This is a genomic window from Nitrospirae bacterium YQR-1 (genome assembly GCA_039908095.1).
In the GTDB taxonomy this organism is placed as follows: Bacteria; Nitrospirota; Thermodesulfovibrionia; order Thermodesulfovibrionales; family Magnetobacteriaceae; genus Magnetomonas.
Window position 1 is genome coordinate 312528 of sequence record JAMOBJ010000001.1, and the last position, 20673, is coordinate 333200.

Here is a 20673-nt window from a genome sequence, read left to right on the forward strand (position 1 = left end):
GCTGTGTTGCTTTATATTGTAAGCAAAACTCCTGAACAATTTCAAGTATTAAAAAACAAAAAGTATCAATTATCCGTAAAGGCCTTTTTTTGTAAAAAAATCCGAAGATTATGTTATAGTCTGTAAAGATATGGAAATTTTAGTTTTATGGCTTGTAATGTCCGCCGCCATACTGGTCTCTGCTTATATAACACCGGGGGTCAGGATGAGAGGGTTTACAACCCCTTTGATAGTGTCACTTCTGTTGGCTGTTCTAAACCTCATCCTGAAACCGGTTCTGCTTATTCTGACCCTGCCTGTTAATATTCTCACTCTTGGCTTATTCACGCTGGTTATTAACGCCTTCATTATCATTATAGTTGATAAGATGGTGGATGGATTTAAAACAGACGGTTTTTTTTGGGCTTTGCTATACGGTATTGTTTTGACGGTAGTCACTTCAATCCTGAGGCATTTTTTTACTGTGTAGGTATTGTGCCGATGTGGCCAAAGTAATGTATGTGTGTATAACTTGTGGAAAGAAAATACTATTTAAAAGAAATTTTACTTATCCTGATTGTAGCATTCTATAGTCTTCTTTTAGTAAATATTTTAAAATATCACCTGACTATTATTTATCATCCATATCAGTTGGAGCAGGATGAATTGGGAATGGTCCTTTCAACCGACTTATTGCTAAAAGGTGGAAATCCGTATGATTTTGCAAACCAGCCAATGTATATTAATATCTACGGTATTGCATACAACTACGTTGTAATATCTGTTCACAAGGTAATTAGTCTAATGTATTCCAATAACAGTGCCACGCTCATTTTGTCTCACAGGATGACATCCGGCATTTTTATAATATTCTCTGTAATGCTCCTTATTATTGTAATGCGCCGGCTAAATTTTAATTATATTTACATCTACGGAGCTGCATTAATTCAATATGCAGCATTTATGGTCAATACCACCCCAATTATCAGGCCCGACAGCTTTGGAACATTTATGTATTTATTAAGCATTATTATCCCGTGGCGCTACAATTATACAATATTCAGTATTTTGTTTAGTATTTTATTTAGTCTGCTGGGTTTTTATTCAAAAGTATATTTTATCATGGGCATCTGTGTGGTTTTATCTTATATATTTATTTATATTTCAAAATTAAGAGCTATGCTGTACTTTTTATTATTTGGATTAATTTTTTTGATATCCGTATTAGTTATGAATACCTTTTATGAGTCTTACTTCTATAACGTTTTACTGTTACAGTTCAACCAGCTGCCTTATAATTTTGGTGTCATGATAAAACAGAGTTGGATGTTTGTCTTATGTAACATAGCTCTTGTTGCATACTTATTGATTGCAATGTATTATTTATTTTTAAAAGACTACGCAGAAGCTGTGTACAATTTTTTTAGCGGATTTTCCGCCAACATAAATATTTTAGATTTAAGAGAACCTTTGTACAGAAATAAGGTAAGCATTTTTTCCTATGCCGCCTTTACAACACTTTGTGCGCTGCAGTTAAAGCTTGCCTGTAATTCCGGTGCATGGATGTCTTATTATTTTCAGTTGTTTTTACCCTTTTTTCTTGTATATGTATTAGGTGTAAAGATAAAAACTTTTAAATCAAATTTTTTGCTTATATTGTTATTAACTGTTACAGTTTACACTAATTATTCATTTGGTTTGTTTACCAACAGAACAGGTAGTCTCCAGCTTCCGGTTGCCTCTTTAACAGAGGACCCAACTACCAGACTTAAAACAAAACAGTCGCATGATTTTTGGGAAGATATGTCGGAATTGATTAAAAAACATAATAATGTTCTGGTATCAAAACCGTTTAATTTTTTGGTTTTCAACAATGGACAAAGAGTGTACGATTCCGGATTCAACAACTATTACGACAAAGTAATTACTAAAAACAAATTGCTGAAAAAAATTTTCCCCATGGAGTTTTCTGATTTACATAAGAGTTTTTTGAATGATATTGACAGTAAAATAAGCCGGAAGCATTTTGATTTACTTATTCTTACCCACGCAAATGATACCGGCTTTAGGTATCTGCAACCCTGGTTTATTCTGAATAAAACAGTTTTTGACAATTATGCGGTAGTTGGCAGTTATAGATACACCGCTGATGATTATATACTTAAGGGAACCATTGATTTTTTAATTTTAACTCCGATGAGGTAAGTCATCATTTTTTTTTAGTCAGAGACGGCGGAGCCGCCGCCCACCGTCTCTTATGTGAAAATCCTGTACAAATCTTTCAACACTAAACCTATATGTTTAAATAATTACTCAACTTTTCTCATATCAGTGCCGCATGTACACTTGCCGGGCTTATTAGACACTGTGTTACACGCGCAATCAGCGCCGCAATTGCAGACGTAAAGCCCTTTGAGGCTGACTCTTTTAACATCTTTCCCGCATCCGCACTTTGTGGAGTCGTTTGGATCAATTTTACAAATACAGCCCTTTCCGCAAGTACACAATAAGGCCTCATCGCCCTCAATCTTTAATATGTGCATAGCAACAGCTTTTTTCCCACAGGTACACTTCCCCGGCTTTGTGAAAACGCCTTTGCATGAACACTCATCCCCGCAAGCACAAACGTAAAGAATCTTGGATGCACCCTTGCCCTTTTTGCCGCCGCCTTTTTTCTTGTCTCCCTCGGCAAAAACCATTCCGGCACTAAGCAGCAGTGCTAACACCACTACCCATAAAACCACAAGCTTTCTCTTCATACAAACCTCCTGATATTTTAATTTTTATTGTTTTAATTTTATCATATACCAGTCAATAAAAAGTAAACAAAAGTGGAGAGGGGTAAAGAAATGCCGGGGATATTGGTTATAGATGATGAGCCGGACATATGCCGGTTTTTAGAGATTTTATTTAAGCGCGAGGGCTATGATGTAACAGTTACCCATACTGCCGAGGAAGGCATCGCCCTGCTGTTGCGTGAGATTTTTGAAATAGTCATAACGGATTTAAATCTTCCCGGTCTAAGCGGTATGGATGTGGTTGAGCACGTAAAGAGGGAAAGCCCTGTGTCGCAGGTGATAGTTATAACCGGCTACGGAACGATAGAGACCGCCGTGAAGGCTATCAAAAACGGCGCCTATGACTACCTTACTAAGCCACTAAATATAAATCAGGTTCGCACCATGTGTAAAAGAGCGATAGAGAAAACCACCTTGATAGATGAAATCGAGGCACTGCGGAGAGAACTTCATCACTCATATGGGGTTGATAATATGGTAGGTAAAAGCACTCGGATGTATGAGGTGTTTAAGCTGATTAAACAAACTGCAACAAGTGACTGTAACGTTATAATAACGGGTGAGTCGGGGACGGGAAAGGAGCTTGTGGCAAAGGCAATCCACTACAACTCAGGAAGACGCAAGGAGCGCTTTGTGCCCGTCAACTGCGGAGCTATTTCGAGGGAGTTAATCGAATCGGAACTGTTTGGACACGTTAAAGGTGCTTTTACCGGAGCGATAAGGGACAGAGAGGGATTTTTTGAAACGGCCTCCTCCGGCACACTGTTTTTAGATGAGATAACCGAGACCCCGCCGGAGTTTCAGGTTAAGCTTCTTAGAGTGCTTCAGGAGGGGGAATTTTATAGGGTAGGCAGTTCATCTGTTCATCCCATGAATGCCCGTGTCATTGCAGCCTCAAACAGAGATATAGAGACGGCAGTGCGGCAGGGGACGCTCAGGGAGGACCTGTTTTACAGATTAAACGTAATGTCTGTCCATATACCGGCCCTCAGGCAAAGGCGGGAGGACATTCCTCTGCTGACACTGCATTTTCTGGATAAGTTTTCAAAAAGGGATAACATGGCACTTAAGTATGAAATTACTCAGGAGGCACTTGAGATACTTAGCAATTATACCTATCCCGGTAACGTGAGAGAACTTGAAAATGCCATAGAATACGCCGTGGCAACATCGAGGCACGGAATAATAAACCCTGAAAACCTTCCTGTCAATATCAGGAAAAAAACAACAGCAAGTGGCAACACCGGCGGTTCCGTAAAAATCAAACCGCTTAAAGACGCTCTGTTTGAGTACGAACGCTCTATGATACTGGCAGCCCTAAGAGAAACAGACGGCAACATATCGGCATCTGCAAACCTGTTAGGGCTTTTCAGGCAAAGTCTTCAAAGAAAAATCAAAGAACACTCAATCAGTGTTGTTACACTAAAAAATAAATAGCCCTCAAGCCAGGTTAGCAACCTTTGAGGCAAGCCTTGAAATCTTCCGTGATGATGTGTTTCTGTGGATCATCCCCTTGGAGGCGGCCTTGAAAAAAGCACTCTCCGCTTCAATCAACTGCTTTTGCGCCTCATCCTTATTGTTAGAGGCAATGGATTCCTGAACCTTTCTGGCAAGTGTCCTCAGTCTGCTTATAGTCATCTTATTAATTAACTGCCTCTTAAGCGACTGCCGCGCTCTCTTTTTTACAGATTTACTTTTCTTAGGTCTGGATCTTGCCGCCATTGTTTAGTTAACTCCTTTCATTGTGTATATATTTTATAATAAATTAACAAATTATCATCTCGCTATACAGAGTCACACGAACGGTTTGACAGGTAGTTCCATGTGTTGGAGTCAATCTCGTCTATATAATCAGACAGCAGAAAGCGTGCGCCACATTCCATGCAGCGTAATTCCACCGAGCGTCACCTCACTATGAGGTCTAATTTGCTGTCACAATCTCTGCATTTCATTATCGCTCTGTCTCTGTCCAATGTTGACTACCTCTTTTTCTTATATTTACGTCTTTATTATATATCATTTGCAAAAAATTTAAAATACAAGAGGGATATTTATTTTAATAAAAAATTATTTACCTTTATAAATAGTTCCGCTTTGGTATCAGGCGATACGGCTCTCCTGAGCAAATTGCTTTTTAAAGTCTCCGCCATCTGTACAAAAACAATAAAAACAGGTTATAATAGGAGTGATTTTTTTGACTATAGAATATTTTTTTATTTTTTTGCTAAAATTGGAAGCTCAATGTGAAACTAAGGAGGGGTAGAGCCGAATGAAAAATCGTGTAGCGCTGATAACCGGTTCAGCAAGAGGCATTGGAAAGGCGATAGCATCGGAATTGGCTCAAATGGGAGCCAATGTGATAATTTCTGACGTTAACCTTGAGGAGGCACAAAAAACCGCCGCCGAAATTGCAGCCCTTGGCGTAAAAACCCTTGCTGTGAAATTTGATGTATCAAATTCTAAAGAAGTAGCAGAGGCGTTTTCCGCCATTACAGGTGAATTTGGCCGCCTCGATATCCTTATCAATAATGCGGGCATTACCAAAGACTCCCTTATAATGAGAATGAAGGATGAGGACTGGGACGCCGTAATAAATGTAAATCTCAAGAGCGTGTTTCTGTGTTCTAAAGAAGCTCTTAAAACTATGTCTAAGCAGCGGTACGGCAGAATTGTAAACATTGCCTCTATAGTTGCTTTCATTGGAAACCCTGGACAGGCCAACTACAGCGCCTCTAAGGCCGGTATCATCGGACTTACAAAGACCACTGCTAAGGAATACGCTAAAAGAAATATAACTGTTAACGCAGTAGCACCGGGATTTATTAAAACCGCTATGACCGAGTCGCTGCCTGAGAAGGTCAAGGAGGAGATGTTTAACTCCATACCGATGGGGCGCTTTGGCGAGGTCACAGATGTTGCAAATGCAGTGGCTTTTTTAGCCTCGGAATCGGCTATGTATATAACCGGCAACGTCATACACGTAAACGGTGGAATGTATATGTAAAGTGCTAACTTATGCTGCTTCAGGTACAAAAATTAATATAAAAATAAACGGAGGTTAATTTAATGTCGGTAAATGTTGAGGAAAAGGTAAAAGAAATAATATCCAAGCAGTTGGGAATAGAGTTGGCTCAGATAAAACCGGAGGCTTCATTTGTAGAGGACTTGGGGGCGGACTCCCTTGATACTGTGGAGCTTGTAATGGCTTTTGAGGAGGCTTTTTCAGTTCAAATACCGGATGAAGACGCCGAGAAAATCACCAAAGTCGAGGATGCCGTCAACTATATAAAGAACAAGCTTGGCCAGTAAGTAAATTTCAGATTTCTGTAGCTGCTGAAACTTACGTAAAGGAGGTATATGGCAAAGGCAAGAGTCGTGATAACGGGCCTGGGACTAATAACCCCTCTGGGCACGGGGGTGGAGAAATCCTGGCAATCGCTCATAGCCGGTAAGTCGGGTATAAGGCGAATAACTAGATTTAATGATCCGTCAATTCCTGTACAGATAGCTGGTGAGGTTGATGATTTCGACCCTGAGAGCTATATCCATCCCAAGGAAATCAAAAAGATGGACAGATTTATCCACTTTGCTATCGGTGCTTCAGATATGGCGGTAAAAGACTCCGGATTAAAAATAACCGAGGAAAACGCTGACAGAGCAGGCGTCTATATAGGCTCAGGAATCGGCGGATTACCCGCAATTGAGCACTACCATAAAGCCTATCTTGATGGTGGCTACAGGAAAGTATCTCCTTTTTTCATACCTATGCTGATAATTAACCTGGCTGCCGGAAATGTCTCTATGATGACAGGAGCAAAGGGGCCCAACTCCGCCGTGGCAACTGCCTGTGCCTCAGGAAATCATGCCATAGGAGATGCATTTAAAATAATTCAGCGTGGGGATGCCGACATTATGATAGCCGGCGGTGCTGAGTCGGTAATAACCCCTCTGTCAATATCCGGCTTTACAGTTATGAAAGCGCTGTCAAGGAGAAATGATGAACCTCAAAAGGCAAGCCGCCCTTTTGAGCTAAACCGTGACGGCTTTGTTATGGGTGAGGGGGCGGGGATACTTGTATTGGAAAACCTCGAAAGCGCTCTTAAAAGGGGCGCCAAAATATACGCCGAATTAGTCGGCTACGCCATGACTGGGGACGCTTACCACATAACCTCTCCGGCCCCGGGAGGTGAGGGCGCAGGCAGATGTATGGCGGCGGCTGTCAGAGATGCAGATGTTTCACCTGACAAAATTGACTACATTAACGCCCATGGTACTTCCACTAAATTTAATGATGAACTGGAATCCATGGCGATAAAAAATGTTTTTAAAGAACACGCCTATAAACTCATGGTCAGCTCTACCAAGTCAATGACAGGACATCTGCTGGGAGCATCGGGGGGCGTGGAAGCAGTGTTTTGTGCTCTTAGTATTTATAACGGAATTGTTCCGCCAACCACTAATCTTGATGAGCCTGACCCCGAGTGTGACCTTGATTACGTGCCGCACACGGCAAGAAAAGCTGATATTCAATACGCCATGTCCAACTCCTTTGGCTTTGGCGGCACTAATGCGTGCATAATTTTTAAAAAGTACTCTGCGGATGGGATATCACCGGTATAAATGCTTGAGGAGGCGTTAAATTACCATTTTGTAAATAAAACACTCCTTGATGAGGCCATAACTCACAGGTCATACTATCATGAGTGTCCGGACAAGAGCCGTAAGTATAATGAGAGGATAGAGTTTCTGGGGGATTCAGTTTTAGGGCTTGCCATAACAGAGGCGCTCTTTAGGGAGAACTCTGTTTTCACGGAATCTGAGATGTCCAAAATGAAATCCTATCTGGTGTCAAAAAAAATGCTGCACAGTATAGCCTCAGGGCTTAACCTTGGCAGTTTCCTCAGGCTGGGTAAAGGGGAGGAGATGACAGGGGGGCGGGAGAAGGCCTCCTTGCTGGCAAATTCCATGGAGGCTGTAATTGGGGCGGTTTTTCTTGACTCTGATTACGAAAGGGCTAAAGAGGTTGTCTTAAACCTTTACAAAAAAGACATCGAGGAATTGGTAGTCAAACAGCGGTGTTATGACTATAAGACAGAGCTTCAGGAGCTCGGGCAGAAACTCTATGCCGAACTGCCTGAGTATGTGCTTGTGGCGGAGACCGGCACTGACCATGATAAAGCATTCACATACGAGGTAAGGCTTAATGGCAGATGTTTTGGCAGCGGTGAGGGCAAAAATAAAAAGTCGGCACAATCCGAGGCTGCCCGTATGGCCCTTGAGGCGATTAAAGACGTTGTTGTATTAATTCAAAAAAGAGATGAAAGAACCACGTTTAACGTATAAAGACGCAGGCGTTGATATAGAGGCCGGAGACGCCTTTGTCAAACGCATTACCCCTCATGCGGCAAAAACACTTCGCAAAGAGGTGCTTACCGGTATAGGGCCCTTTAGCGCCCTGTTTAAGTTAGACGTGTCCAGGTACAAATCCCCTGTGTTGGTAAGCGGCACGGACGGTGTCGGCACAAAGTTAAAAATAGCATTTATGACGGGCATACATGACACCGTGGGCATTGACCTTGTAGCCATGTGTGTTAATGATGTGTTAACAACGGCGGCGGAGCCGCTGTTTTTTCTTGACTACCTGTCCGTGTCGGAGTTAAAACCGGAGGTGCTTGAGCAGGTTATTAAAGGGATAGCGGACGGTTGTCTTTTAGCGGGCTGTTCATTAACAGGCGGTGAGACCGCCGAGATGCCCGGGTTTTACGAAGGCGGCGAGTATGATATGGCAGGGTTTTGTGTGGGAGTTGTCAACTCCGATGAGATAACGGATGGCTCCACTATCAAAGAGGGAGACGTAATTATCGGGCTTCCCTCAAGTGGTATTCACAGCAACGGTTATTCCCTTGTGAGAAAAGTGTTTTTTGAAGCCGGAGGCTTGAAGGTTGACTCATACGTAAAAGAGCTTGGAAAAACAGTTGGCGAGGAACTTTTAACGCCTACATCAATATATGTAAAGACCATCCTTTCCCTTAAGGAGACAATTAAAATAAAAGGTATGGCTCACATAACCGGAGGCGGCATAACCGGAAATGTTCCGCGTGTGTTACCTCAGGGGCTGGGAGCACAAATCAATAAATCCTCATGGCCGAAACCGCCTGTGTTTGAACTTATAAAAGACATGGGTAATATATCAGAGGAAGAAATGTTCAGTACCTTTAATATGGGCATAGGGTATGCGGTTATAGTGAGCCCTGAAGACTCCGATAATACTATGAGAAAACTTAATGATATGGGGCGGAAGGCTTATCCGGCAGGCGAGGTTATAAAGGGAGAGGGAGTTGGTTATAGTGCTTAAGGAGATGCGATGGCTCTTTGCCGCATTAGGGGATAAAGAAAAAAAGTAAACCCTGCCGCCTCAAAATACGAACTACTTAAGAAGCCCTAAGAGCCGAAACATAACAGCCATTAAACTGGCTTGCGCCACAAGCATAGCCGCTACCCACTTTATGATATCAGACTTAGCGCTTTCAATGTCTGCCTTAGTCGCTAAATCTTTACGGGAGTTTGCCTCAGCCTCATTAATGACTTTAACAAGGGCTTCTGCGCCATCGTCGCCAAGTTTCTTTCTTAAGACTTCCGGTATAGCTATTACCGCCATGTCTTCATTATATCAAATTAAAAAAAATTTATCAATACGTACGTCACTTACTAGCCTACAAAAGTGTCATTATCGCAAAGTTATTTATTTCATTGTTGGATTTGACCCCCAAGACAAGCCCCTGATAACAGTATCATAGACGAACTTAGCAAGCCTAAGTGGTAAATCAGCCTGCGACTGTGTCTGTAACTATTTAAAACAATACATTCAATACTACGAAAAGTGTAGCCGCGATACCTTTGCAAAAACAAAAGATCGACTCAAACAGGCTATAGAAAATGATAGGAAACTTGAGAAAGACAGGGAATCAACGGGAACAGATAATCCATCAACTGATATACACCACCTGATTAAATATTTCAACGAGCTATGTAAAGAAAGAATGAAAGTGTCAGTTTTAAACATGTAAACAAGGGAACAAAGGGGGCAGGTTACTCAAATATATCGTTAAGGTTAACTTGAAGTCCTTCTATGACTTTAGAAGTAACAAACCCCTCAAGCGCTGCAACTGAGTGTAGTTTATACTTATCGTCTGCGATGGTTAAAATCTCAACTGTTTGTGGTTCCGGCATAACTATCCAGTACTCCGGCACTCTGTATTTCTCATAGATAGCCTTCTTAATCGCCGTATCCATTTCATAACTACCTGGAGATATTATCTCACAAACCATATCCGGAACGCCTCTTATCCAATCCTGAAAGATACTCATGTTATCTTTCCTGATAAATAATATATCGGGCTGAAGTCTGTTAATTCCCTCTTCAAAGATTATGTCTAACGGCGAATAATAAACCCGTCCTAAGTCCCTCATTTTAACATAATGATGAATAATATAATTTAGATTGCTGCTAACCCTCTGATGTTTTCCAAATGGACTAGGCCCCATAATCTCCTCTCCGTTTATGACTTCCGTTAAGTCTAAATCTGTTCCTATTGTTTGTATATTCATGCTTTAATATTACATCTAACTTGCTGTTTTGTCAATTACAAGAAGTACCTGCTATCTGCGTAACTATCCTGTTTCAGCGTGAATTGGACATTTCACTGATTAAGTTGGTATAGTACAGAAAAAAGTTTGTGAACTCGCTATTGAAAAAAAACATCTATATAAACAGTATAGCTCTTGATGAGGCGGAAAGTAAGTGGACCACTTTTCTCAAAGAAAAAGGACTCCAAAACCCACTTGGCACAGTTATCGCCGATGTAACGCAATCCTGCGGCGCTGTAACGGCTGAGCCGCTGCCTGCTAAAGTATCATCCCCGTTTTTTCACTCATCCGCAATGGATGGGTTTGCCGTAAGGTTTGAAGATACGTTTGGAGCCAAGGAAACCGCCCCTTTAAAGTTGAAAATCCCCGATGCGGCAGTGTATATAAACACGGGAGAGCCTATCCCTGAAGTTTTTAACGCAGTTATCATGATTGAGGATGTTAACATGGTAACTGAGGGCACAGATGAATTTATAGAGATAACCGCTGCCGTGACGCCCTACAAAAATGTAAGAGTAACCGGAGAGGACATAGTGGCCACGGAGTTGATATTGCCGGAAAACCACCGGATACGCCCTATAGATGTTGGAGCGCTTATTGCCGGCGGGTACAGCGAGGTGCCGATAAGAAAGAAACCAATTGTGGCCATAATCCCAACCGGCAACGAGCTTGTACCCCCATCAGTAACGCCTGAGCGTGGGCAGGTGTCAGATTCCAACTCGTTTATGCTAAAAGGTTTGACAGAGGAGCTGGGAGCCACAGGGCTGCGGTATGAAATAGTGCGCGATGATCTGCCGGCCCTCAAAAACGCCATAATCAGAGGAGCTGAGGAGGCTGACCTTGTACTTGTGATAGCGGGTTCATCGGCAGGGCACAGGGATTTTACGAGATTGGCAATAGATGAGTTGGGTGAGGTGGTAGTTCATGGTGTTAATATCAAACCGGGCAGACCTCTCCTTCTGGGATTTGTACAGGGCAAACCGGTTATAGGGATTCCCGGTTTTCCTGTCAGTGCCTATATAACTTTTGACCTTTTTGTGAAACCTCTAATCCTCACGTGGTTTGGACTTACGGAGACATCAGAAGAGACACTAAATACAATTAACTCAAGAAACATCAGCTCAACCATAGGGCAGGAGGAGTTTGTCCGTGTAAAGGTTGGCATGGTGTCGGATAAGTTTATATCAACTCCACTTGGTAGAGGAGCAGGGGCTATGATGTCTCTGGTGCGTGCCGACGGGATACTAAGAATACCGGCAATGAGTGAAGGCGCAGGGGCTGGGACGGAAGTTGAAATTGAGCTGCTTAAACCGTTTACTGAAATCGTAAACACCATAGTTTGTATCGGAAGCCATGACAACACATTGGACGTGCTGTTTAATTTATTGAAAAGACGATATCCGCTCTATTCCTTGTCATCTGCGCATGTGGGGTCAATGGGCGGCATAACAGCTATAAAACGGGATGAAGCCCACATCGCAGGCATTCACCTTCTGGACACAGTCTCGGGGACTTACAATGTGCCGTTTATTGAGAAGTTTCTTGCCGGAGAGCACGTAATTTTAATTAATCTTGCTTACCGTCTGCAGGGGCTTATTGTGCAGCGTGGAAACCCTAAAGGGATAACATCAATTACCGACCTTAAACGCTCTGATGTTACATTTATAAACCGGCAGGCCGGCACCGGAACAAGGCTTCTGACGGATAAGTGTTTGTACGAAGCCGGTATTTCTGCAAATTCAGTCAGGGGCTATGATAGGGTTGAATATACTCACATGGCGGTGGCTTCGGCGGTAGCCTCAGGAGTTGCCGCTGCCGGCATGGGGATACTGTCGGCGGCTGTTGCTCTGAATCTTGATTTTATACCCATTACACAAGAGCGGTATGATTTTCTGATGAAAAAAAAATCCTATGAATTACCATTGGTTGCAGCTTTGATAGATATAATAAGAAATGACGGGCAATTTAAAGAAATCGCATTGGCTTTGGGCGGCTATGACGTCTCCCAAACCGGTGAGGTTATGTACTGCAATTTTTAGTCCTCTGTGCTTTTGATAAAGCCAACGAAGTTAGACGATTGAATGCAACTTGGATTAATCTTTAAAAATAGCCTTAAGCGTACAGCAACCCTCCTCATCGTGTCTTTCGATTGCAGCATCTAATGAGTTAAACAAAGCAATCATAGAGAGGTTTCCCGACATGGTTTCAGCTATGAAGCCAAGGAGTCCCTGTTTTTGGGCAATAAATGTCAGATGGTTAATCAGTGCCTTTCCAATCCCCTTCCCGTGGTAATCGTCTCTGACTACAAAAGCAGCTTCCGCCATGTAGTTGTCCTTAGAAAGAGCATATTGGGCAATTCCGGCTATCCATTCCTTTTTGCCCTCTCTCATCAGCGCTACAATGACGATTTTAGACGTATAATCAATCGCTATAAACTCCTGAAGCCTCTCATGAGGCATGTCTTTTCTGACTGATGTAAACCGTTTATAGAGCGTATCGTCCGAAAGCGAATAAAAAAAATCCTTCATAAGCGGTTCATCACTAATCTTTACCGGCCTGATAAAAATATCCAACCCGCTCTTTAGTGTTTTGTAAGCTTCAAGCTCAGAGGGATAGTTACCTGTAACACAAATCTGGTCCTTGTATATAAGATTAAGCTTCTTAGCCTCCTCAATTAGCCACGGCTTGAAGTGAGGATGAGATATGGAAATAAGCTCCATCGCACGCTCTCTGATGTTTTTGCCGTGAAGATAGCAGATTCCGTACTCTGTTACAACGTAATGGATATCCCCGCGATTAAGTGTTACCCCAGCCCCTTCACTCAGATATGGAACTATCCGTGAAACTGTTTTAGCCACGCCTCTTTTATCGGTAACCGTGGCCGTTGACTGGATTATTAAAATAGCCTTACCGCCCTTTGAAAGCACAGCTCCACGCATAAAATCCGCCTGTCCCCCTATGCCGCTGTAAAACACCTTTCCTATGGACTCCGCCGAGGCCTGTCCGGTTAAGTCCAATTGCAGGGCACTGTTTATCGCTACCATATTGTCATGTGCCGCTATTACCATCGGGTTATTTGTGTAATCTGTGACTCTGAACTCTATCGAGGGGTTATTGTCAATAAAATCATATGTGCTGCGGCTTCCCATCGAGAAAGCCGCCACTGTTTTGTTGCGGTTTATGTTCTTTTTACAATTATTAACTATTCCGAGTTTTATCAGCTCAACTATGCCGTCTGAGAGCAGCTCCGTGTGTATGCCAAGATTCTTTTTACCTGTCAGATGTGCCATTATTGCATTAGGAATGCTCCCGTAACCCACTTGCAGAGTATCACCATCCTGAACCAACCTGGACACATACCGGCCTATGCTCTGTACGCAGTAACTGTCCACTTCAGGGTGGTACTGCAAGATGGGTTCATCTGCGGCTACTATGAAATCCACGTCATTTAAATGAATAAAACCATCACCGTGCACTTTGGGGCTTTGAGTGTTTACCTGAGCAACCACCATTGAGGCGGCTTCAAGAGCCGCCTTGACTATATCAACACTTACGCCCAGGTTCATATAGCCGTGTACATCAGGTGGTGAACACTGAATTAGCGCTACATCAACCGGCACAATTTTACGCCTGAATAGCTCCGGCACTTTTGAAAGAAACACAGGGCTGTAGTCGGCAAGCCCCTCATTTACCGCTTCTCTGGTGTTACCGCCCACAAAAAACGAATTGTACCTGAAATTGTTTTTATATCTTACATCAGTATACGGGGCTACCCCAAGAGTCCAGACATGAAAAATCTCAGTGTCTAAAAACGCCTTGGGGTTAGCCTCCGCATATTTTATCAACGCCTTTACCAGATACTGCGGCTCGGCACAGCCGGTGCCTATAAAAATCCTGCACCCAGGCCTGATACGGCTAAATATAGCCTCCTCACTCGTGCACTTGCCGCGGTATTGCTCATCCACACTCATTGTTACAGCTCCAGCCACCCTGAAGTATAAGGGATTTTAAAAATCAATAATTTTCAGCGGCAATTTCAAAGTGCGCTTTCGGATGGTTACAAGCAGGACAGTTATCAGGAGCATTATTGCCCTCAACGATAAAACCGCAGTTTCTGCATTTCCACTTTACCTTTGAGCTGCGGCTAAAAACCTCACCTTTCTCAATATTGCTTAAAAGGGCGCGATACCTCATTTCGTGTTCCTTCTCAACCATAGCTATGGCTCTGAAGGCCTGCGCCACGGCAGGGAACCCCTCACTATCTGCAATTGCGGCAAACTCAGGGTACAACACCGTATGCTCATGGTTTTCACCGTCCGCCGCCGCTTTGAGGTTAGCCTCTGTGCCGGCTATCACACCAGCCGGAAATGTAGCGGTAATTTCCGTATCCCCTCCTTCTAAAAACTTAAAGAACCTCTTAGCATGCTCCATTTCGTTTTCCGCCGTCTCTGCAAATATGGCTGATATTTGCTCATAGCCTTCTTTTTTAGCTACTTTTGAAAAATATGAATAGCGGTTGCGGGCCTGAGACTCACCGGCAAATGAACCAAGCAAATTTTTCTCCGTCCTTGTACCCTTTAAACTTCCCATCGTGTCTTTACCTCCTCTGAATATTAATTTAAACCCCTTAACTATAATAACCCACGGAGTTGACTTTGTAAACAGGCTTTATACCAAGTTGCATTCATTTGTCTAACTTTGCCGGCTTCGTCGAAAGCTCCCAGACGCCTGCGTTACTCCTTTGACTGCTACTTGATATAATCTGTATCAATTTGATTTAGTGAGCCGGAGACAATGACTATATATTTGTATCATTTATCAAATCCATTTTTATGCTATAATAATGTCTAAAGTGAAAATGTATTTTTAAGGAGTTCGCTGATATGCCCATATATGAGTATGAATGTACAGAGTGCGGCGATGTTTCAGAGGTGATTCAGAAATTCAATGACGAGCCCCTGTCAACATGTACTAAGTGTGGAGGGCAGCTGAAAAAGTTGATTTCTAATACCGCTTTTGTTTTAAAAGGAGAGGGCTGGTATGTCACCGATTACCCGTCAAAAGACAGAAAAGCCGCCCTGGATAAGGAAAAACCAGCCACTGAATCTAAAGATGCCTCAGTTTCCGCTGACGCCAAAAAGCCGGAAACAACCTCAAAACCGGAAACAACACCTAAAGAGACCTCCGGCTCGGATACCGCCTCAAAAACCCCCTGATGCGTTAAAGCAACTACTTGGTTAGCTCCATGTTTCTTTGAGCTTCCACATACGAGGGGTTTATCTGCAGCGCCTTTAAATAGTATTCTTCAGCCATTGTTTTATTGCCGGCAAGCAGATGCATATTGCCTGTTGTTGTTAAAATCTCAGGACTCTGCGGGCTTATCTCCAACGCCTTGTTCAGAGCATCTGCTGCATCGTCAAATCTGTTGAGGGCTAAATAAGCATTTGCAAGATTTTTAAACCCTGTTATGTAGTCCCCTTGAATTGCTATTGCTCGTTTGAATTCATTGACAGCCTCCGTCATTTTGCCTGTGGAGGCATATAAAACCCCAAGGTTGTTATAGCCCTCATACAGCTTTGAGTTAAGCTTAAGCGCCGTCATAATTTCCGTATCGGCCAGAGTATAATTTCCGGTCTGTGTATAAAGGTGTCCAAGAGCGTTGTGTGTTTCAGCGCTTTGTGGATATAGTTTCAGTGTATTTTTATATTCATTAATAGCTTCTGTGATGTTGCCGGTCATGGTCAGTGCATGGGCTAATAAATGATAAAGTTCAAAAGAATAGTTTCCGTATTTAAGAGACAGTTTCAGCTCTTTTATCGACTCCGGCCACATATTTTTGGCCGCTAATACCTTACCCTTACTGAAGTGGCTAAAAGGCAGATAAGGGTTAATACTAATAGATTTATCATATTGCTCAATTGCCTTGTCAAACTGTCCCTCTTGAGCAAATACATTGCCGATTTGATAAGGAATCTCAGGAAATTCCGGTTCCATTTGTTGTGCTGTCTCAAGCTCCCTGAGGGCATCCTTAAAAAGTTTAGCCCCGGCATAGGCCATACCTAACTGAATACGGGCAACAGGGTGCAAAGGCTCTTTCTTTACATTATCCCTCCAAAGCAGCACCTCCGACTTCCAGTTTCGGTTCTGGTAAAATGTAAAAAAGGTGTTAAACACTATTATCGCTGTAATTAAATAAATGAAGGCTTCTCTGTTTCTAAAAAAATGTAATAACAGAAAAAACGAGGCAATAAAAAAACCTGCTGAAGCCAAATACACCCTGTACTCAAAAATAGTCCAGCCATACTTGTTGATTAATCCGGATTGTGGGAAAATTCCGATAAAAAACCAGAATATCCCAAAAGAAATAAGGCTTTTTTGAATATTATTTTGTTTAAAGCCCTGAGAAAACATGAAACAGCCGGTAAGAAATATGGCCAGAAGAAATAAAAACGAAAAAATCACTTTTAATTCAAAAAACCCTCGTGATACCGGATAATAATGGACCAATGTGAGGTTTACAGGCAAAACAAGCATTCTCAGGTAGGTGACAATAACCCGCAATTGTGTAAAAAGATATTCAATCCGCGTTTTTGCAATTAACGGGCTCTTTACATCATACTCGATAGCCGCCTGTACTGTATTGTCACTAAGTACATACTGGGTTTGCATCTGCCCGGCAAATGTAACACTTCTTACGGCAAACGCATTTAAAACAACTAAAGGCAAGATCAAATAAAACGGTAAAACATAAATAAGCCTGGATTTAGTTTTACCACTAAAAAAAGTAAACTCACAGAGTGTAATCAAAAGTGGCAGCACTACTGCAAGCTCTTTTACTTTTACAGAGCACATGGCAATAATAATTGCTATTGCATAAACTCCAAATGATTTTGTTTTAGAATTTCCACTACTGTAATTAAGCCTCCACATTAAGTATGTGTTTAAAGAGGCCAAAATGAAAAAAGTGACAAGGGATGTGTATCTTTGTGAAAGAAATGTCACCGACTGAATCTGTATAGGATGTGAGAGAAAAAGCAGGGCGATTAAAAATGAGTATTTTTTTGCAGAATCTTCCCTAATTTTTAAAAAAGGTGTTTTATAGATTTGAACCATAAACAGATAAATTAATACTCCGTTTAAAGCGTGAATTGCTATATTTACAAAATGGAAACCAGGTAGCCACAGGCCATGAAATAAAAAGTTAAGGGCAAAAGTATTTTCTGTAATGCTTCTGATTTCTATAAAACGCCTGAAGTTTAAAAAATTATAAATAACTACGTCATCAAAAACAAAAGGAGCATTAAACACATTTACATATGGAATAAATGCTGAAACCAGTATAGCAGATAAAATTACAGAGTTTTTTCTAAACATCTCTGAGTCACTGCCTGCTCTGTTGGTGTTGTATGTTAAATAATGCGCTCTTTGCTTCAACATCATCCGGTGAGATAGTTAAAATATGCCGGTATTGAATTGCAGCATCGGCGATAAGCCCCTGTCTGATATAGACCGCCGCCAGATTGTGGCGGGCATTTATACTGTCTTTATTATACTTAACGGCTTTTAGATAGTTTGCTGCAGCCTCCGTAAATGCACCCCTTTCCTCATCTATAGTTCCCATAATGTTATAAGCTTCTGAGTATGACGGGTCAATCATTATGGCTTTTTTCAGGCTCTCCAGTGCCAAACCTCTGAGCCCTCTGTCGGCATACAACGCACCAAGGTTAACGTAGGGCTCAACAAGGTTTGGATTAATAGCGATAGCTTTGCTAAATTCTTCTATTGCTTTTTCCTTTTGACCCATTTTTGCGTAAAGAGTGCCAAGATTGATATGTGCACCGGGACTTCGCCGGCTGATTCCTATAGCCCTTTTAAACTCAACTTCAGCCTGTTCATTCATCCCTCTATTTACATACAAACGGCCAAGGTTAACAGCAGGGGAGGCATATGATTTATCGAGGCTCATGGCGTGTTTAAATTTATCCTCGGCATCCTGTAACAGCCCCTTGCGTTCATACACTAAGCCAAGGTTATTATGAGCCTCGGCAATGCTTGGGCTTAAGCCGATTGCCAGTTGAAATTGAGCCATTGCATCATCATATCTTTTAGCCGCAAAGTATGCACTCCCAAGGTTTATGTGCGGTATAGGATGTTTTGGTTCCTTTTGCACGTTGTCCTCCCACATGGTTATCTCTGTTGCCCAGGTCTTATTGTTCTTATATGTTAAAAATGTTAAGGCCGCAGAAATCAGCAAAAGTAAAGAACAAACTAACCTCCACTGAGCCCTAAAAAGACTGAACAGCGTAACTATAACAGCAATATAAATTCCTAAAGAGGCCATATATGCCCTGTATTCAAAAATCATCCAGCCATGAATCGGCACTATGCTCGATTGCGGCGCTAAGTTTATAAAAAACCACAGTAATCCAAATCCGGCTAATTTACTTTCAAAACAGTTCAGGAAAACAGTTTTTACGCCTGCTTTCCCCCTGTAAATCAACCAGGCCCCACATACAAATAAGATAAGAAGGAACAGAAAGGCTGATACAACCTTAGGTTCAAAAAAAGTCCTTGATACAGGGAAGTAATGAATAAGCGTAAGGTTGTCAGGATAAAACATCAACTGTAAATATGTCGTTATCACTTTAAACTGTGTAAATAGGTACTCCCACCTGTTGGCGGCAATAAGTGAGGCTCCGGGGGCAGCCTCCGTTTTAACTGTGTTGAGAATTATATTACTTTGAGGTTCACTCAAAAGAACATCCACACCTATAGCATTTACTTGAATTATAGTTAGTGGAATAAGTAAAAAAAATGGTAATACGTATATTATCCTTTTTTTTATATTCCCTTTAAAAAATATAAATTCACAAATTGTCAGCACAATAGGTAAGGTGACAGTGATTTCCTTTGTTTTTGCAGCCAAAAGCGCACATAACAAAGACAGAGCATAATTTAGCTTTAGCGCTGCATTGTTTGAAACTCTTGATTTTATGTAGAAAAAAAGTGCCGACAAGTACAACATAGCAGCCAAAGAAGTAGCTCTTTGAACTGTATATGTTACGGCAAATAATTCTAAAGGATGGATTGCAAAAATCAAGGCGATAAAAAATGCAGGTTCATAGTTATAATGGAATTCATCCGTAGTTTCTGTTTTGCTAATAAGTGAAACAAGAAAATAAATCAGCAGTCCATTGATTACATGAATAATTATATTAAAAACATGGTAGCCGGTAACATTAAGATGGTTAAGCTTGTAGTTAAGTAAAAATGAAAGATTGACGAGTAATCTTGGATCTAAAATAGTCGGCAATACCGTTCCTTTTTTTATGGCGTCGTCATCAAAGATAAAAGGACACTCTAATGTGTTGAAATATGCTATAAGTACAAAAAAAATAATTGTAAAAGGATAAACAATTCTTGAAATAACAGAAATCTTAACGGGAATATGAGCAGATTTCATAATTGCAGCAATGAGTGGTAAAAAAGAAGCAGGCCTTTTTAGGCCTGCTTCTTTCCAAAAATTAATAACCTGTTGGAGGGTACATGGAATTGACGGTATCCATGCACATGTAACCGACAAGGTTTCTCTTAGGAGATGTGGTTCCCTGGAAACATGCCAAACCCATAGTCTGACAGGTAAGAGGAACAGTTGAGTAGCCCATATACTGGTTTACATAACTTCCATTTTGTAAACGAGCGGCCTTTCCATAAGTATAGCTAGGTAAAGATGAGAAACCGCCTATTGTGCCTCCACCTTGACCTGCTCCTGCTATAGCTACTGCTGTAATATTAAGTGGAGGACGTGTGTACCAAATTCCCGTTGTAGTATTGGTGGTATTTGCACCGACAAAATTAACAATAGCACCATAAGCATTTCCGCCTGATGCAACAGAACTGGATATGTCTCCGCTGGCACCTGAACTGCTTGTAACGGTAGAGCCGCTAAATGTGAGCATTGTGGTTTGCCTTGCATTTAATGTCAGTCCCGAGAGCGCTACCGGTGTCCATGAGAGAGAATAACCTGTTGGGTTTGTCATTACCGAGATACTGACAGTTGCATTATCTGAGGACATATTAGATGCTATGCAGTAAACAACATTGTTTGTGTGAGTGTGCAAAAATGGCATTATATAGGAAACATTATCCATAGCCATAACACCTTTTCCACTTTCATTAACTGCCACTGCCGTTATTATGAGCAGAAGTGCCAGAAAATATATTAATCTTCTCTTCATTATAGTTTCCT

Annotated in this window: 19 protein-coding genes; 10 read left to right on the forward strand and 9 right to left on the reverse strand. The window is 41.7% G+C overall.

Translation table 11 applies throughout. The annotated features are described in order from the left end of the window. Positions 1-130 precede the first annotated feature (130 nt). Positions 131-469, forward strand: coding sequence for a phage holin family protein (locus H7844_01525; protein ID MEO5355960.1), 339 nt, complete (start codon positions 131-133; stop codon positions 467-469). Between the two features lie 44 nt (positions 470-513). Continuing rightward, entirely contained in the window at positions 514-2184 is a 1671-nt protein-coding gene (locus H7844_01530; protein ID MEO5355961.1) for a hypothetical protein, read from the forward strand. Positions 2185-2288: 104 nt separating this feature from the next. Here the strand turns inward: H7844_01530 and H7844_01535 are convergent, their stop codons facing one another. Further along, positions 2289-2738 (reverse strand): hypothetical protein, encoded by a 450-nt coding sequence (locus H7844_01535; GenBank protein ID MEO5355962.1) that lies wholly within the window; start codon positions 2736-2738, stop codon positions 2289-2291. A 90-nt stretch (positions 2739-2828) separates the two neighbouring features. On the opposite strand from H7844_01535, the gene H7844_01540 reads away from it, so the two are divergent. After that, complete coding sequence (locus tag H7844_01540; GenBank protein ID MEO5355963.1) at positions 2829-4214, forward strand: sigma-54 dependent transcriptional regulator; 1386 nt, start codon at positions 2829-2831, stop codon at positions 4212-4214. Between the two features lie 3 nt (positions 4215-4217). Here the strand turns inward: H7844_01540 and rpsT are convergent, their stop codons facing one another. Then, positions 4218-4499 (reverse strand): 30S ribosomal protein S20, encoded by a 282-nt coding sequence (rpsT, locus tag H7844_01545; GenBank protein ID MEO5355964.1) that lies wholly within the window; start codon positions 4497-4499, stop codon positions 4218-4220. 547 nt (positions 4500-5046) lie between these two features. Between rpsT and fabG the strand changes: the two genes are divergently transcribed. The 5 genes from fabG to purM all read left to right on the forward strand — a co-directional run bounded on the left by fabG (position 5047) and on the right by purM (position 9132). Then, a complete protein-coding gene (gene fabG / locus H7844_01550) occupies positions 5047-5781 on the forward strand; it encodes a 3-oxoacyl-[acyl-carrier-protein] reductase (protein MEO5355965.1) in 735 nt (244 codons plus the stop codon). 62 nt (positions 5782-5843) lie between these two features. After that, the gene (gene acpP, locus H7844_01555) at positions 5844-6086 is read left to right on the forward strand and encodes an acyl carrier protein (protein MEO5355966.1); all 243 of its coding nucleotides are present in this window, start codon (positions 5844-5846) and stop codon (positions 6084-6086) included. Between the two features lie 48 nt (positions 6087-6134). After that, a complete protein-coding gene (fabF, locus tag H7844_01560) occupies positions 6135-7397 on the forward strand; it encodes a beta-ketoacyl-ACP synthase II (protein MEO5355967.1) in 1263 nt (420 codons plus the stop codon). Beyond that, positions 7398-8120, forward strand: a complete 723-nt coding sequence (rnc, locus tag H7844_01565) for a ribonuclease III (protein MEO5355968.1) — start codon at positions 7398-7400, stop codon at positions 8118-8120. Then, the gene (gene purM / locus H7844_01570) at positions 8095-9132 is read left to right on the forward strand and encodes a phosphoribosylformylglycinamidine cyclo-ligase (GenBank protein ID MEO5355969.1); all 1038 of its coding nucleotides are present in this window, start codon (positions 8095-8097) and stop codon (positions 9130-9132) included. Before rnc ends, purM begins: the two co-directional genes overlap by 26 nt. Positions 9133-9204: 72 nt before the next feature. On the opposite strand, the gene H7844_01575 is transcribed toward purM, so the two are convergent. Both H7844_01575 and H7844_01580 read right to left on the reverse strand, forming a co-directional pair. Next, positions 9205-9435 (reverse strand): hypothetical protein, encoded by a 231-nt coding sequence (locus tag H7844_01575; GenBank protein MEO5355970.1) that lies wholly within the window; start codon positions 9433-9435, stop codon positions 9205-9207. A 431-nt stretch (positions 9436-9866) separates the two neighbouring features. Continuing rightward, positions 9867-10385, reverse strand: a complete 519-nt coding sequence (locus H7844_01580) for a Uma2 family endonuclease (GenBank protein ID MEO5355971.1) — start codon at positions 10383-10385, stop codon at positions 9867-9869. Between the two features lie 128 nt (positions 10386-10513). On the opposite strand from H7844_01580, the gene H7844_01585 reads away from it, so the two are divergent. Then, positions 10514-12463: a molybdopterin biosynthesis protein gene (locus tag H7844_01585; GenBank protein MEO5355972.1), complete on the forward strand. Its 1950-nt coding sequence runs from the start codon at positions 10514-10516 to the stop codon at positions 12461-12463. 54 nt (positions 12464-12517) lie between these two features. On the opposite strand, the gene H7844_01590 is transcribed toward H7844_01585, so the two are convergent. Together H7844_01590 and H7844_01595 are read right to left on the reverse strand one after the other, a co-directional pair. Beyond that, positions 12518-14395 carry a GNAT family N-acetyltransferase gene (locus H7844_01590; protein MEO5355973.1) on the reverse strand — a complete coding sequence of 626 codons (1878 nt, stop codon included), beginning with the start codon at positions 14393-14395 and terminating at the stop codon, positions 12518-12520. Positions 14396-14438: 43 nt separating this feature from the next. Continuing rightward, positions 14439-15014, reverse strand: coding sequence for a rubrerythrin family protein (locus H7844_01595; GenBank protein MEO5355974.1), 576 nt, complete (start codon positions 15012-15014; stop codon positions 14439-14441). 293 nt (positions 15015-15307) lie between these two features. Here H7844_01595 and H7844_01600 point away from each other — a divergent pair, with 293 nt between their 5' ends. Further along, positions 15308-15640, forward strand: a complete 333-nt coding sequence (locus H7844_01600; protein MEO5355975.1) for a zinc ribbon domain-containing protein — start codon at positions 15308-15310, stop codon at positions 15638-15640. Between the two features lie 13 nt (positions 15641-15653). Here the strand turns inward: H7844_01600 and H7844_01605 are convergent, their stop codons facing one another. From H7844_01605 to H7844_01615, 3 genes are all read right to left on the reverse strand, one after another. Continuing rightward, complete coding sequence (locus H7844_01605) at positions 15654-17798, reverse strand: tetratricopeptide repeat protein (GenBank protein MEO5355976.1); 2145 nt, start codon at positions 17796-17798, stop codon at positions 15654-15656. Positions 17799-17805: 7 nt separating this feature from the next. Further along, a complete protein-coding gene (locus H7844_01610) occupies positions 17806-19887 on the reverse strand; it encodes a tetratricopeptide repeat protein (protein ID MEO5355977.1) in 2082 nt (693 codons plus the stop codon). 61 nt (positions 19888-19948) lie between these two features. After that, the gene (locus tag H7844_01615) at positions 19949-20662 is read right to left on the reverse strand and encodes a hypothetical protein (protein ID MEO5355978.1); all 714 of its coding nucleotides are present in this window, start codon (positions 20660-20662) and stop codon (positions 19949-19951) included. Positions 20663-20673: the final 11 nt, after the last annotated feature.